This window comes from Chryseobacterium sp. II3a (assembly GCF_057815135.1).
Genome location: NZ_JBYPZJ010000014.1, coordinates 72,660 through 87,977, shown reverse-complemented (window position 1 = coordinate 87,977; position 15,318 = coordinate 72,660). Strand labels below are relative to the sequence as shown.

Annotated in this window: 7 protein-coding genes; all 7 read right to left on the bottom strand. The window is 38.5% G+C overall.

Annotated elements, in window-relative coordinates:
• Positions 1–482 precede the first annotated feature (482 nt).
• The 7 genes from AC3HD6_RS22660 to AC3HD6_RS22630 all read right to left on the bottom strand — a co-directional run bounded on the left by AC3HD6_RS22660 (position 483) and on the right by AC3HD6_RS22630 (position 15,251).
• Positions 483–1,169, bottom strand: coding sequence for a hypothetical protein (locus AC3HD6_RS22660; protein WP_488897835.1), 687 nt, complete (start codon positions 1,167–1,169; stop codon positions 483–485).
• A complete protein-coding gene (locus AC3HD6_RS22655) occupies positions 1,169–4,795 on the bottom strand; it encodes a DUF6443 domain-containing protein (protein ID WP_488898385.1) in 3,627 nt (1,208 codons plus the stop codon). Before AC3HD6_RS22655 ends, AC3HD6_RS22660 begins: the two co-directional genes overlap by 1 nt.
• A gap of 8 nt (positions 4,796–4,803) precedes the next feature.
• Positions 4,804–7,608, bottom strand: coding sequence for a hypothetical protein (locus AC3HD6_RS22650; protein ID WP_488898384.1), 2,805 nt, complete (start codon positions 7,606–7,608; stop codon positions 4,804–4,806).
• A gap of 12 nt (positions 7,609–7,620) precedes the next feature.
• Entirely contained in the window at positions 7,621–9,258 is a 1,638-nt protein-coding gene (locus AC3HD6_RS22645; protein WP_488898383.1) for a T9SS type A sorting domain-containing protein, read from the bottom strand.
• A gap of 268 nt (positions 9,259–9,526) precedes the next feature.
• The gene (locus tag AC3HD6_RS22640; protein WP_488898382.1) at positions 9,527–10,984 is read right to left on the bottom strand and encodes a TolC family protein; all 1,458 of its coding nucleotides are present in this window, start codon (positions 10,982–10,984) and stop codon (positions 9,527–9,529) included.
• Positions 10,956–14,147, bottom strand: a complete 3,192-nt coding sequence (locus AC3HD6_RS22635; protein WP_488898381.1) for an efflux RND transporter permease subunit — start codon at positions 14,145–14,147, stop codon at positions 10,956–10,958. Before AC3HD6_RS22635 ends, AC3HD6_RS22640 begins: the two co-directional genes overlap by 29 nt.
• 21 nt (positions 14,148–14,168) lie before the next feature.
• The gene (locus AC3HD6_RS22630; protein WP_488898386.1) at positions 14,169–15,251 is read right to left on the bottom strand and encodes an efflux RND transporter periplasmic adaptor subunit; all 1,083 of its coding nucleotides are present in this window, start codon (positions 15,249–15,251) and stop codon (positions 14,169–14,171) included.
• Positions 15,252–15,318 lie beyond the last annotated feature (67 nt).

Here is a 15,318-nt window from a genome sequence, read left to right as displayed (position 1 = left end):
CCATCCGGATCTATATAGTTGACAGGATTATTAAATGAATAGTTATAAGGAGAATGTCTTCTCATTACCTCTGCAAGAGCAGCTACAACTCCCCATCTTCCCAGATCAGGTATGTTCAAAAAAAGCTTCCAATATGGTTTAACCCAAAAGGATAATAGTGGTTGTTATCTGTAACTTAATAACGCCTGCGCTGTTTTTGGTAAAGCTTACCCTGGTATTTCCAAGGTGGTCTTTGTACTCATAAATATAGATAATTGTTAATAAAAATGCCACACGAAAGGATTCGTGCGGCAGCTAGGGGAAAACATTCCCTCTTAGTAATAAATAACATGAAATGCAAAATAATCAGTAGCATTTGCTGTAATAGCACGTAATACTCCATTTGTTAATACTTATAAATTTGCATCTTAAATTTAAATACTTTTTACTTGCTTTTTATCATAGAATGCGCAGTTTGGATTTGAATAATCCATTAAATCTTTTTACCTCTTATCTATATAAAAATTAGAAATTATTTTATTAGAGAATAATGTATAGCCTTTTTCTTTTATTTCTTTCTTTTGTTTTTTTGTTAAATACTCATACGCCTTTGATACATCACAATATTCTAAATAATACTTATATGTTTGAAAAGAATCATAAGAGTATGAGTAAAACTTAAACTTTTGATTGGTTATATTATTAATATTTATTCTGACTTTATAATTTATTTTTTCATTTGGTTTTAAATAAACAAAACTATTCATAATACTATAATTTATTTTAGCATCTTTCATTTTCTTAATCTTGTTTATAATTCTCCAATTCTCAATTAAATTATCATATTTTTTTTTCTCCTTTTGATATTCTCTAGTTATTGAATCAAACTTAACAGGATCTACGTAGTCCTCTACATAATATGTTAATAATTCGTTATTATTTTGCTTTTCTATCATTAACATTAATGCTAAAAAAGGGAAATCTCCTTCATATTCCTGATAATTAAAACATTCAGGTTCATATGGCCGTAAAAAGCTTTTATCCAATGGAAAAGCGTAGTTTTCAGAAGAATTATTAACTATAGTAATATCTGCAATCTTATCATCGAAATCTAGCTTGAGTTCTAGTTTTATCTGCGAAAAAAGATAATTCCCACAAAAGGAAAATATTATAAAAAATGTAGTTTTCATTATTTCTTGAGTTGTATTAATTTTTGATTATAAATATTATTCCACTCGAACTTTAATCGATTATAGTAAATACTTACTTTATCAATAATTGATTGATCATATCCTGATCCTAAATTTTTCACGTTATAATAAAACGAAGCTGCTTCAAGACCTGAAAAGCCACACCACTTTGTACTTCCCATCCTAAGTTCCCAATCCAACCCCATAGTCTCTTGAAAAAAATCAAATGCCCTAGTACTTTTCTCTGGAGTACGAGTTACACGATTAAAAGTATCTCTAAAAAATAAGTTTGCAAAAACATGACCATACATTTCATGCCCCAGTGTAAAAGCATAACTAAGTATATTTGAAATGTTATTCATATTTATTAGAACCTCTTTTCCTCTTGTAACCCCAGGAGAATTAATCGTAGAATCCTCCTTAAAACCAGCTCCTGTTATTGCAAATATCTCAGCTAATGCTGGAACTTTTTTAAGTAGGGCATCTTTATCATTATATTTCGCCTTAGTATTAATTGGATCATCCCATCCAGCTTTTTTCAACTGCTCTACCATAGAAAACAAATTCCCTACACTTCCGCCACCTCCAAAATAGCTGAAAGCAAAGCTAATTCCTTCAGGAGTATTGAAAGATAATGCTCCTTCTGTACCATCTCCTTTTTGCTCCGATCCAAAACCACCTCCATCATTATTCGCAAAATACATCCCATGGGCTCCCCCCATTCCATTATAGCCGGATAAAGAGCTATTAGGATCGTAATCTCCATTAAAAGCTGAATGTTCTCCATACGTTTTCCTTGGAGTATTCCCATCTGGATCTATATAGTTGACAGGATTATTAAACGCATAGTTATAAGGAGAATGTCTCCTCATTGCCTCTGCATAAGCATCTACAACACCCCATCTTCCCAGATCAGGCATATACATTCTTGCGCCATAATCATACATCCCAGTTTCCTGTACCTCTTTGCCATTATACTTGTAGGCATTATAGCTTCCTAAACTAGATAGGAAAGAGTTTCCAATATGGTTTAGCCCAAAAGGATAATAATTGTTGGTATCGGTAACTTCAAGAACGCCTGCGCTGTTTTTGGTAAAGCTTACCCTGGTATTTCCAAGATGGTCTTTGTATTGGTAAATATAGCGGTTTTCAGCGAAACTGTAGAAGCCTTCTGCGGTAACCACAAAATCAAGCTTCCATTCAGGAATCTCTCCAATAGGGCCGTTAATTCCCTTATACGCCTGGGCTTCATAGGCTACTCCCAGCCTGCAGGTGATACAGCTTCCCCCTTCTTGGTACTGGTATTGAAAACCATCCAGATAATCCGTTATGCTGGTCATATCTAAGGCCCCTTTTCCTTCCCGTTTAGAATGCTTTGTTTTTCTCAGTTTGGTTCCATCGGCCCGATACAGGGTATTGATATTGGCATTAGCCATTACCCCAAGAGAATTTTCCGTTACAGAAAGCTGGTTAGGCAGATCCAGGAAGTTATACCCAATGGATTGTATTCCTTTATCCAGCATATCTTTCATATTCCCGTTCTGATCGTAAGTGACAAGGTTGTTACCGCCTTCATATCCGGTTTCATTCAACGCATTTTCTATTACCCTGTTTAAACGGTTTCCGGAGTATTCGTATACTAAATCATCTATCTGGGTAGCTGTATTTCCCATGACTGGAAAAGCATTCCTTTTCAAGGTAGCAATATTCCCGTTCAGGTCATACGTCAGGTGTTCATTATAATAATTATTAAACGGAGTGGTCGTGTTAGGTTCTGTATACACCGCATCTTTCAAACGGCTTAGCCCATCATAGGAATAGGTGTATCTTTTCAGTACATCCTCAGAAGCGTTTTTCCAGTCTACTTCTGTGATGGTCCCATTGTATTTTCCCCCTGCAATATTGGAGTATACCGGATTGTTATATCTGATTTCATACCCGAACAATTTCCCGTTAAGATTAGCAGGGTCATTGATCTTAGTGAGCCAGCCTCTGATATTATAGGTATAATCCATCACCTGAAGCGGCTGAGCAATATCTGTTCCCCCTACTTTCTTGGTTTTTACCTGCGAGAGCTCGTTATATTCATTCTGAGCCAGGATTTCCTCCGGATTGTTATCAATTCTATGCTTATGCACCAGCAGCCTGTACTGATTATCGTAGGTAAAGGTCTGGGTAATTACTTTTTCAGTATCGGTAGTCAGCCTTTTGTGATACACTTTGGTCTGTTTGGCAGTTCCTGCAAAATCCAACTCGGTTTCAGTACGGGTATAACCGCCCAAATGATTGATGGATTGTGAGCCGATAAGTCTCCCATTGGTATCATACCAGGTATAGCTTTTTGTCCAGTTATCATCTTCTATATTTTTAACAAAGGAAGCTACCGGAAGGCTTTGGGTGGTTCTCAGACTGGTTCCCTGGCCAGGCTGGTTCAACACCTTCTGATTAATGATCTGTGAAGGTACTGCTGGAGATCCTGCGGGATAGGTGTCATAATAATTGACACTTAGCAGCTTAAAGTTAGCAGTAGGATAGGCGCTGTTGTTAGTGTAAAAAACATCTATTCCTGAATTATTCCAACTTGAAGTACTTCTTATTTCATAATTTGTTCCATGTGCCTCTATTACCGCTGCTTGCTGAATCCTTCCAGGTGGGCTATTCAGGATCCCAGTGTAAATAGGTCTTGAAAACTGATCGTACTTTGTAAACAGCCATTTATCCTGCGACCTTAAATTGGCATCCTGGGTCAAAATCACCCTGCCTGACTTATCATACACCATATATTCCCAGCCTGTTCCGGGAACTTTTTTCTCTACCAGCCTGTTCCAGCTATCATAATGATACTGATAGCAAAGTTCATCCTGCTTGATGGTATTGGTGGTAATATCTCCTCTGACACTGGCCAATGGAGGTAACACAAATGCTAATTGATTATATTCATTATACACATAATAGGTATCAGCATTTTCTGAAGCATTGATTACTTTTCTGACCAAAATAAGCTGTCCTTTATTATTTTTAAACTGAATGGTTGTATTACCATCTTCATCAGTTACGGAACTCTTATGCAGCTTCGCATCTGCATATACCCCATCTACTCCCAAAACAGCTTCTCCAGCACCTTCTTTCCAGGTGGTTATGGTAAATTTCTTCACGCCATCTGCGGTGGTATTGGCATCATAGCCTAAATTGATGGGCTTGCTGCTCCACTCATTTCCTATCTGGATCTGCTGTAACACTTTGTTAATCGGTGAGTTTTCCAGGATACTTTCCGAATAGATTTTCTCTGCACCATATACGGCAGAGGCATTAGAAAGCGGTGAGGTATAGATCGCTCCTTCCTGGGTCCCCTGCTGGGGAATGGGAAGGTAGCTTTTCACCTGTCTTCCAAAGCTATCATATTCTACATGAGAGACAATGTCTTTGCCGGAGGGTGAGCCTTTGATGGCAATGCCCTGCACCACTTTTCCCCAGCTGTTAAAATACTGGATGCTTTCTGATTTTTTGGTACAGTCGTCATTCAGACAGGTGCTGTTATAAATATAGTTTTCGGTATTGGTAAGCCCTGTCTGTGCGGAAAACAGTGATACAAACAATACTCCGAATGTGTTGAGAATCTTTTTCATGGTTGTGTTTATTGTTTATAGTTATACTGATATTCACTTACTTTTTTAGGTACTTCGACTCCACCTGCATCCAGATCTATCTTTTTCGTGGTTTTAAGTCTTCCGGCACTGTCGTACTCATATACTTCTTTCATTCCTGATGGAGAAGTCATACTGGTAAGACCGATAGGCGGATCATAGGTATAGGTCGTAACAGGATATTTGGCTACAGCAGGATTTTTCCTGAAAGCTTCCAATGCCTGAACCAGGAGAGGTTCTGAATTAGTAGTAGCATGGTCTGCATTGGAAGTCCTAATGATATCAGCAGTGTATGGAGATACTTCTTCCAGGGTAGCGCCCTCTATTTTGGCAATAACCAGGGATTTGTTATACCCATAGATCAAGGTAACAGGAAGCCCCGTGATTCCTCTATATTGCACAAGGTTACCCAGGTTATTGTAAATTTCCATTTTCATATCTTCCCGGCTCTCCCCCAAACTATTAACAGAAACCACTGAGGTAGGCAGTAAAGAGGGCGCTGCAAATTTTGTAATGGCTTTGGCAACAGCCTTTCCGTTTTTCTTTTCTTCCACTATAACCGGACTGTCTACCATATAGGCAGCTTCCAGGTGGCTGTATTCCGGAAGATTTACAGGATAAGTCATGAATTTTTCCATCACATCCCCATCTGCTTCCGATTTGGAATACACGGGCTTGAAACTGATTCCTTCAAATTGGGTTTCGGAAGAGGTTTCCATCTTTTTACCACCAGGATAATAGACGGTACTCTTATTCATTGTTTTCTTAACATAAGCAGGCTTAGAAAATATTTTTCCACCGCTCGCATTTAATGCATATTCATCGTTTGAATAATAATCCAGATCATAGGTAATTTCTTCGGAGGCTAAAAGGGTATTCTGTTCATTATAAACCTCCTTTTTGAAAGGCAGTCCTTGTTTGGTGATCCTGTAATAAGGCCAAAAGTAAGTAGGATCATACTGTGTCCCTCCATTCTGATATTTAGGATAGTTATTTGCCGTTAAAAACCTGTTTTTAACATATCCTTTTCCTGTTTCAAATACTTTTACATTGTTGTAAATGATATAAGATGAAGTAGTACTATATTTATCACCCTCATTATAAAACTCATATCCACTGGTACTGTTGGGAAGATCGAAGGATTCATACTCATAGTTAATGGTACGTTCAGGAGTAGTATCTGCACTGTTTTTATAGAATTTGATATTTTTGATTCTGTTTCCAGTAGCAGAGATCGCATTTCTATAAGGCCCAGGCTTAAAAGCTCTGTCTCTTATTGCAAAACTTCCTGATCCTTTTGCTCCTCCTGTAGGTATAATTTCCATTGTATAATTTCCAGGATAATTGGTAAATTCATACTCTTGTCCAAGTACACTTTTATTAGTGATTTTTATTGTTTTTATTACTACATTATTACGTTTTAATTTAAATGTAATGTCATTCTTTACAGGAATGGGAATAGAAGGAAAATTAGGATCGCCGGGAATGCCGGGGCCATCTTCATGTGGAGGATGTATGTAATCTTCTACTCGTAGGTATAACTTATACTTTCTGTCTTTTGCTGCATCTCCTGAAATGGTAAAATCATAAGTTAGGTTCTGCTCTGTATTAAATACAGTACCAAATTTGGCATATTCATATTGAAGGTTTGGTTCAAATCCATATCTGTCCAAGCTCTCCAAATAAGCAGAATCATTAAAATCAAAAAACTTTTCATTACTTTCATAGGTATACTCTGTAGTCCCCCCCGTAGGAGAAATAATTTTACTTAAGTTTCCTCCTGAGGAATAAATAAAGGAGGTCTGTTCAATTTTCTGTCCGTTTTTATCATTTTTCCTTACATAATTCAGCATTCTCTTTCTGTCAGCCACTTTATCAGGCTGGCTAGCGATACTGTAATTGAATTCATAAGAATAAACGGTTTCACCGGCAAGATTTTTCACCGTTATTCCCTGTAAGCTATAAGGATCATTAACAGTTGTCTTCAGGGCTTCATCATATGCATAATTTAGTTCAACAACTCCATTAAGAGTCCTGATTGTTTTTAACTTACTGGATTTGTAGTTATTATATTCATCAGATTTACTATCATATGTCATAGCAGCTGCTTCCCTTCCCAAAGGGCTCATAATTCTGGTCAGAAAATAGGCAGGTTTATAGGTAGATGTTGGATCATTAATATAAGTTCCACATCTGTATTGGGTATAGTCAAACTCATTAAAAAAATATTTATAGCCATTGTCTGCAGTAATGGTAAAGCCATCTGCTTTGAATGTGGAAAGATTGGTATTATCCCTCGTATATTCTATTTTTAAATGGTCCGGAGTAAGATTAATGAGAGAGAAAGTGTTGTTGACTACATCTCTTTTTATCCTGAATTTCCCGGAACCTCCCGGAAAATTGTAATAATACAGATCATCAAACTCATTATTAACATGACCTTCCAGATCTGGTCTATCAAAACATTCATCCAGCTTATCAATAATTTTTTTATAAATCACTCCTGTTCCAAAAAAAGACCATCCTGCCGCTACATCACTTACTGTTTGGTTTTCCGAATGATAACTTAAACTTAATGGATATTGAATCCCTTTATCCACCAAAGGAACATTCAAAAGAGGAAGACCAATTTCCGGAAGACCGCTAGCTAAAGAAACCGGCATATCTGAATATTTGGCCATAGATGCCATGGCGGGAGAGGCAATAGGCCTGTTACCCCCATCATTCCCTATTCCGGTCTGTGAGTAATGCATACTGGCAGCCAGTAATGCCAGTGTTACCATATATTTTTTCATGATTAATGTTTTTTATTTCTTAATCAGCTTTGCATTCGCTGTTTTATTATCCGTTTTTATGGTCACTAAATAAGCTCCCTGCACCAAAGCCTGGGTATTGATCTTAGTCACTCTATTCTTGGTTTTGAAATTCTGAAGCTGTCTTCCGCTCATATCGTACAGCATAATATCTGCTTCCTTGAAATCAAAGCCAATTTCAACATACGCATAATCGGATACCGGATTAGGGTAAATCTTGATATCATACTTTTCAATCAAATCATTCACCTGTTTATCACCCAGTTTTACAATCTTCCAGTTTTCTTTCCCTAGTTCCTTAGCACTGGTTCCGGCAAGGATGATTGAGCCATCGCGGTTCAGTTTTAAGTCTGAAAGTCTTTCTTCTTTCTGTCTGGATTCTCCTGAAACATGTTTTCTCCACTGTTCATTTCCGCTGCTGTCCAGGTAAAGCATCCAAAACGTTTCATCTTCTTTTTCTATTCTTCCTTCGGCCTGGGTATACCCTCCCAACAATATTCCTGTGGTAACATCTTGATTCCTGGCTCCTGATTCTTGGCTCTTTGTAATTACACTCATTCCCATCAAAATATCCCTGTTCTTGAAATTGTAGGACTTTTGCCATTGTTCTTCGCCTCTCTCATTAAGAGAAATTAACCAAAGATCGGTTCCTTCTTCAATGCCAACGGTCTTGTTTCCGGATCTTTCTGAGCGGGATTCACCGCCAATGATATAGCCGTTCGACGTTAGAGCCAGGGTTCTGATATGATCATCTCCTTTCCCGCCAAAGTTCTTTTCCCATTCTACTTTTCCGTTTTTATCCAACTTGACAATCCAATAATCTCCTTCACCGAAGTTGCTGCTGGCTTTTGGCAGTTGGCTAATGGCTGAAGAACTTACGGATCTTTCATCCAATAATTTTCTTTCAGGATTTCTTACCCCGGAATCTTTAACCTCGGAACTTCGGGAATAGATTCCTAATAATACTCCGCCATCTCTTGTAGGAATCATTTTTTCTACTTCATCCAAACCTTTTCCGCCTAAAATTAATTGAGAGAGTTCTTTTCCGTCTTTGTCGAGTCTTGTGATCCAGACATCTTTGGAACCATAGCCTTTGGAGGCGTTTTGTACATTTCCGGCAACAAAAAATCCTAGATCTGTAGTTTGAATGACTGCTTTGGCTTCTTCATCTGAAGTGGTTCCCAAGGTTTTCTGCCACAATTCATCTCCAAATTCATTGATTCGGATCAGCCAGATATCAGATCCGCCTTTGGAGTCATCTTTTTTATCCAGGCCTTTTCCTGAATAAGAGGTTCCGGCTACAAGAAACCCGCCATCCTGGGTAGATACCGTGGCAGAAAGATAATCATGATTATTTCCTGAGAAATACTTTTCCCAGGCCTGTTCTCCCTGTTGGTTAAGTTTCACCAAATGGAAATCATAACCGTTGTTCTGCTTACTTCCAGCCTCCAGCTTCCCGTTTCCTGACTGAATAGAGCTTCCCGTGATAAGATACTGCTGATCGATCGTAGTAGTCACCTGGCTTAGAAAATCCTGGGTAGAGGATTGGATATCTTTTTGCCAGAGAACTTCCTGGGCAGACAGTCCCAGAATGGTGCATAGCGTACATGCACTAAAATAAAGTTTTTTCATTCCCGTGTTGTTTTGAGTTGAGTATTAGTCTTTTCAAATTTTTGCAAATTTAACATTTTTCACATTACACAAGTCATATTTATGTGATTTAACATGAAATATTTCCATTAATAAAGACCCTTCATTGCATTTGCGCCATCCTTCATGGATCATACAAAGCTACTACGGCATAGCGACAGAACTTGACGCAATAAAACAAAAAAGGGCCAGCTCCGAAGAGCCAACCCTCAAAACATTAACTGTTTATTCATTGAATTATGATGTTTCTTTATTTCCAGCCGCCACCAAGACTCTTATAGATGTCTACAACTGTACTCAGCTGTTTTTGTTTCGCCTCTATAAGCTCCATCTTGGCATCCAGAGCATCTCTTTGATTCAAAAGAACTTCAAGATAATCTGCTCTTGAGTTTCGGAACAACTGGTTTGCGATGTCAATAGATTGATCCAGAGCTTTTGTTTCCTGAGATTTCAATTGATAATACTGGTCTATATTTTTAATCTTCGACATCAGATTGGCCACATCCAGATAAGCATTTAAAATAGTTTTATCATATTCATATAATGCCTGGATCTGTTTAGCATCCGCAGTCTGGAAGTTCGCCTTGATCGCACTTTTATTGATTAACGGCCCAGCCAATTCACCCACAAGATTATAAGCAATAGACTCTGGCATTTTCACCAAATAAGAAGGTTTGAATGCTTCCAATCCTAAAGTTGCAGAAATTTCCAATGAAGGATAGAATTCTTTTCTTGCCGCTTCAACATCTAGCTTTGAAGCCTTCAATTCCAGCTCTGCCTGCTTGATATCAGGACGATTAGCCAGCAATTGTGACGGAATTCCCGTATACACCGTGGGCGGAATGGTTGACATAAAGTTTTCCTTCGTTCTCACAATTGGTTGTGGATATCTTCCCAACAAAGCATTGATCTCATTCTCCTTTTCCGTAATCTGCTGGCGAATGGTGTATTCTGCAGCTTTGGATTTTGCCAATTCTGCTTCAAATTTCTTCACTGCCAATTCCGTTGCGGCAGCAGCTTCCTTCTGAATCTTAGAAATTTCCAATGCTCTTTGCTGAAGTTTGATATACTGTTGAATAATATCCAACTGATTATCAAGAGCCAATAATTCATAATAATTATCCGCAACTTCCTCAATAAGATTAGACAGAACAAAGTTCTTCCCTTCCACGGTGGAAAGATAATGCGCCACTGCAGACTCTTTCTCTGTTCTTAACTTCTTCCAGATATCAATCTCCCAATTAGCCATTAAGCCACCTTCAAAATTCCCAAGAGGATCCGGCATTTCTCTGCCCGGTTCTATTTGTGTGGTAGCATCTCCTGCTCCTTCACTCGTATAACGCCCTGCTTTTTTCAATCCGGCTCCTATTCCAGCAGAAACAGTGGGTGTTAATTTTCCTTTTTTAGCTAAAACGCCACTTTTGGCAATTTCAATTTCCTGAAGCGTAATCATAAGCTCCTGGTTATTTTTTAAAGCCGTTTCAATAAGGCTTACCAGATTCGGATCAGTAAAAAACTGTCTCCAGGGAGTCGTTCCACTGTTGTTATTCGCATCCTGTGGCTCTTCCTGATTAAAGTTTTGAGGAATATTTGTTTTTACCTCGTCTTTTATGACAGTCGCCATTGGCGCCTTACAACTTGCTAAAACAAGTGATAAAGCAATGGCTGTGATTATATTTTTAGTCTTCGAATTTTCCATCGTGTTCATAAGGTTCAGTTTGTTCTGTTAAAGGATTTTCTTCTTCATATCTTGCCAATCTTGATTTTTCAGCAATCGTTCCGAAAATGTAATACAATCCTGGAATAATCATCAATCCGAAAATAGTTCCTATTAGCATTCCTCCCGCAGCAGCCGTTCCAATAGTACGGTTACCAATAGCTCCTGGTCCTGTTGCCACTACCAGCGGAATCAATCCGGCAATAAAGGCAAACGAGGTCATCAGGATCGGACGGAAACGAATAGCAGCTCCTTCAATGGCAGCTTTTGCCACCGGAATTCCTTCTTCCGCTTTTTTCTGCACTGCAAATTCAACAATCAATACAGCATTCTTACCTAAAAGTCCAATCAACATGACCATAGCTACCTGAGCATAGATATTGTTTTCCAATCCTAATAATTTCAAACATAAAAATGCCCCAAAAATACCTGTCGGAAGAGACAGAATAACTGGTAATGGAAGAATAAAACTTTCATACTGGGCAGCAAGGATCAGGTATACAAATCCAAGACACACAAGGAAGATAAATATCGCTTCGTTTCCACGGCTCACTTCATCTTTGGAAATCCCCGCCCAGTCGATTCCAAAACCTCTAGGAAGAGTCTTATCCGCAACCTCCTGAATCGCTTTAATTGCTTGTCCACTACTATATCCTGGTGCCGGAGTTCCACTCACCTCTGCAGAATTATACATATTATGTCTCGTAATCTCAGACAGTCCATATACTTTTTCAAGATGCATAAAGTCTGAATAGGGTACCATTTGATCCTTATCATTTTTCACATACAATTTTAAAAGATCTGTCGGTAATGCACGATATTGAGGTCCTGCCTGAACAATCACCTTATAAGGCCTGTCAAAACGGATAAAACTGGTTTCATAGTTGGAACCGATCAGCGTAGATAGGTTATCCATTGCTTTTGCAATCGTAACTCCCTTTTGTTCTGCAAGATCATTATCCACACGAAGCATATATTGAGGGAAACTCGCGGAATAGAAGGTAAATGCAGATCCCAGTTCAGGACGTTTTTTCAGTTCCTTCACAAAATCATTACTCACCTGCTCCATTTTATGATAATCACCACTTCCGGCCTTATCCAGCAGACGAAGTTCGAAACCTCCGGCAGCTCCATATCCTGGAATGGATGGCGGCTGGAAAAACTCAATATTAGCACCCGGAATGTTCTTGGCTTTTTCTTCCAGCTTTTCTATAATTTCAGCAGCAGACTCCTTACGTTCATCCCAGCTTTTAAGGTTAATAAGACAAGTTCCTGAGTTGGACCCGGTTCCTTCTGTCAAGATCTCATAACCTGCCAGTGAAGAAACAGATTTTACACCATCAACATCTTCAGATTCTCTCAAGAGTTCTCTGGCAATCTGGTTGGTTCTTTCTAAAGTAGATCCCGGAGGAGTCTGAATGATCGCATAAATCATCCCCTGATCTTCAGCAGGAATAAATCCTGAAGGAAGAGAGTTGCTCAAAAAGAATGTACAGGCACAAAATGCTAATAATAACGGTAAAGTAATTCCCTTTTTAGTAACCGTTTTCTTCAGCAATCCTTCATATTTCCCAGCTCCTTTTGTAAACAGGTTATTGAATTTATCAAGGAAAATAGTAATCGGAGTTTTCTTCTTAGCTTTTCCGTGATTATTTTTTAAGATTAAAGCACATAATGCAGGGGTCAAAGTCAAAGCCACAACTCCCGATAAGATAATGGACGACGCCATCGTAATCGAGAACTGACGGTAAAATACCCCAACCGGCCCGGACATAAAAGCAATCGGAATGAATACAGATGCCATTACCAGAGTGATGGCGATAATAGCCCCGCTGATCTCATGCATCGCTTCTTCTGTTGCTTTTAAAGGAGAGAGATTCTTCTCTTCCATCTTCGCATGGACCGCTTCAATAACTACGATAGCATCATCAACAACGACACCGATTGCCATTACAAGGGCAAACAGTGAGATCATATTCAAAGTAATACCAAATGCAGACATCACCGCAAAAGTTCCCACTAACGAAACCGGTACGGCTAATGCCGGAATTAAAGTTGAACGCCAGTCTCCAAGGAAAAGGAATACCACAATGGCCACCAATATAAAAGCTTCAAATAAAGTATGAACTACTTTTTCCATAGAAGCATCCAGGAATCTGGAAACATCATAACTGATATCATAATGCATTCCTTTAGGGAAAGTATTTTTTTCAAGATCAGCCATTAACGCCTTAACATTTTTGATAACGTCACTGGCATTGGAACCGTAAGATTGTTTTACAGTGATCGCTGCAGAAGGTTTCCCGTTCAACGTAGAATAAATATCATACATTGAACTTCCGAATTCAATATCTGCAACATCTTTTAGCCTGATTGATTCACCATCCGGCTTTGCTCTTAAAATGATATTTCCATAATCCTTTTCGTTATTAAAACGACCTGGATACTTCAATACATATTCAAATGACTGAGATCGTTTTCCTGAACTTTCCCCTGTCTTTCCCGGAGATGCTTCTAAACTCTGCTCATTCAGGGATTCCATCACTTCATCAGCTGAAATGTTATAAGCAGTTAACCTATCCGGTTTAAGCCAGATACGCATAGCATATTCACGGGTTCCCAGAATATCAGCAAAACCTACCCCGCTTACCCTTCTCAATTCAGACATTACATTGATATCTGCATAGTTGAACAGGAATTTCTGATCCGCTTTCGGATCATCACTGTACAAGTTGATGTACATTAGCATATTGGGTTCTTCACGGGTAATTTTTACCCCTTCACGAACTACCAGAGGAGGTAATTTATTAACTACAGAAGATACACGGTTTTGAACGTTTACTGCTGCAACGTTAGGATCTGTCCCAAGATCAAATACGACCTGGATGGAAGCCTCTCCGTCGTTTCCGGCATCTGAGGTCATATATTTCATACCCGGAACACCGTTTAACCCTCTTTCCAGTGGGATCACAACGGATTTAATCAATAGTTCGTTGTTGGCTCCGGGATATTCTGCGGTAATATTTACTTTAGGCGGAGAAATAGATGGAAACTGGGTCACCGGCAGCTTTACCAATGACAGAACTCCCATAAATACAATAATCAATGAGATTACAATAGACAGAACGGGTCTGCGGATGAATTTCTTAAACATACTTCTTCATTTTAGAGACCACTACTCTGCTTTTAATTTCAATGATTGAAGAACCTTTTTAGGATCCTGGAATTTTGTTTTTACTTTTTGATCATCTTTCACTTTCTGGACACCTTCCAAAAGAATCTGATCTCCTTTAGAAATCCCGGAACTTACCACATATAGATCCGGCAGTTCATAAGCGATTTTAATATTTCTGGATTTTGCTGTACCATTTTTATCAATAACGAATACATATTTCTGATCCTGAATTTCATACGTTGCTTTCTGAGGAATAATAAGGGCATTGTGAACCGGCATCGTCATCTGTACTTTTCCTGTTTCACCATTTCTCAAAAGTTTGTCTGGATTGGAAAATTTAGCACGGAAAGCAATATTTCCGGTTTCATTATCGAATTCTCCTTCAATAGTCTGAATTTCTCCTTTTTGCGAGTACATTTCCCCGTTTGCAGTAATCAGAGACACCTGATTGCTTCCTCTATCAGCAGCATGAGTCTGATAGCTCAGATACTCCGGTTCGGAAACATTAAAATACGTGTAAATACTTGTATTATCTGACAATGAAGTCAACAAATCACCTTCATCTACAAGGCTTCCAAGCTTCAAAGGAATTCTATTGATAATTCCTGAAAACGGAGCTTTAATGTCTGTAAAAGACAAGTGAATCTGTGCCAGCTTCATTTCAGCATTGGCTGCATCCAGCTTTGCTTTAGCCATTGCTTTTTCGTTTTTAGATACGATATTATTTCCGGCTAATGTACTGGCATTTTTCAATTCAATAGAAGCTTGTTCTACTTCTGCTTTTGCCTTTAATAATTCTGCCTGATACAGCTTAGGCATAATACGGAACAGGGTTTGACCTGCCTGTACATACTGACCTTCATCGACAAAAATTCTCTCAAGGAATCCTTTTTCCTGTGCGCGAACTTCAATGTTTTTGACCGACTGAATCTGAGCCACATATTCCTTGTTAATTACAGTATCCATCACTACCGGAGAGGTTACCGGATAAGTGGTTGCTTCTTCTTTCTCCTCTTTTTTCTTATTGCAGCTTACAGCCAGTAAAAGGACGCTAAGCGCAATACCTGAGGCAACTCTTTTTATCATAATTCTAGAGTTTTATAAATCGTTAATGTTTTGAATAGAAATAGAATGGTAATAGAGAATTATA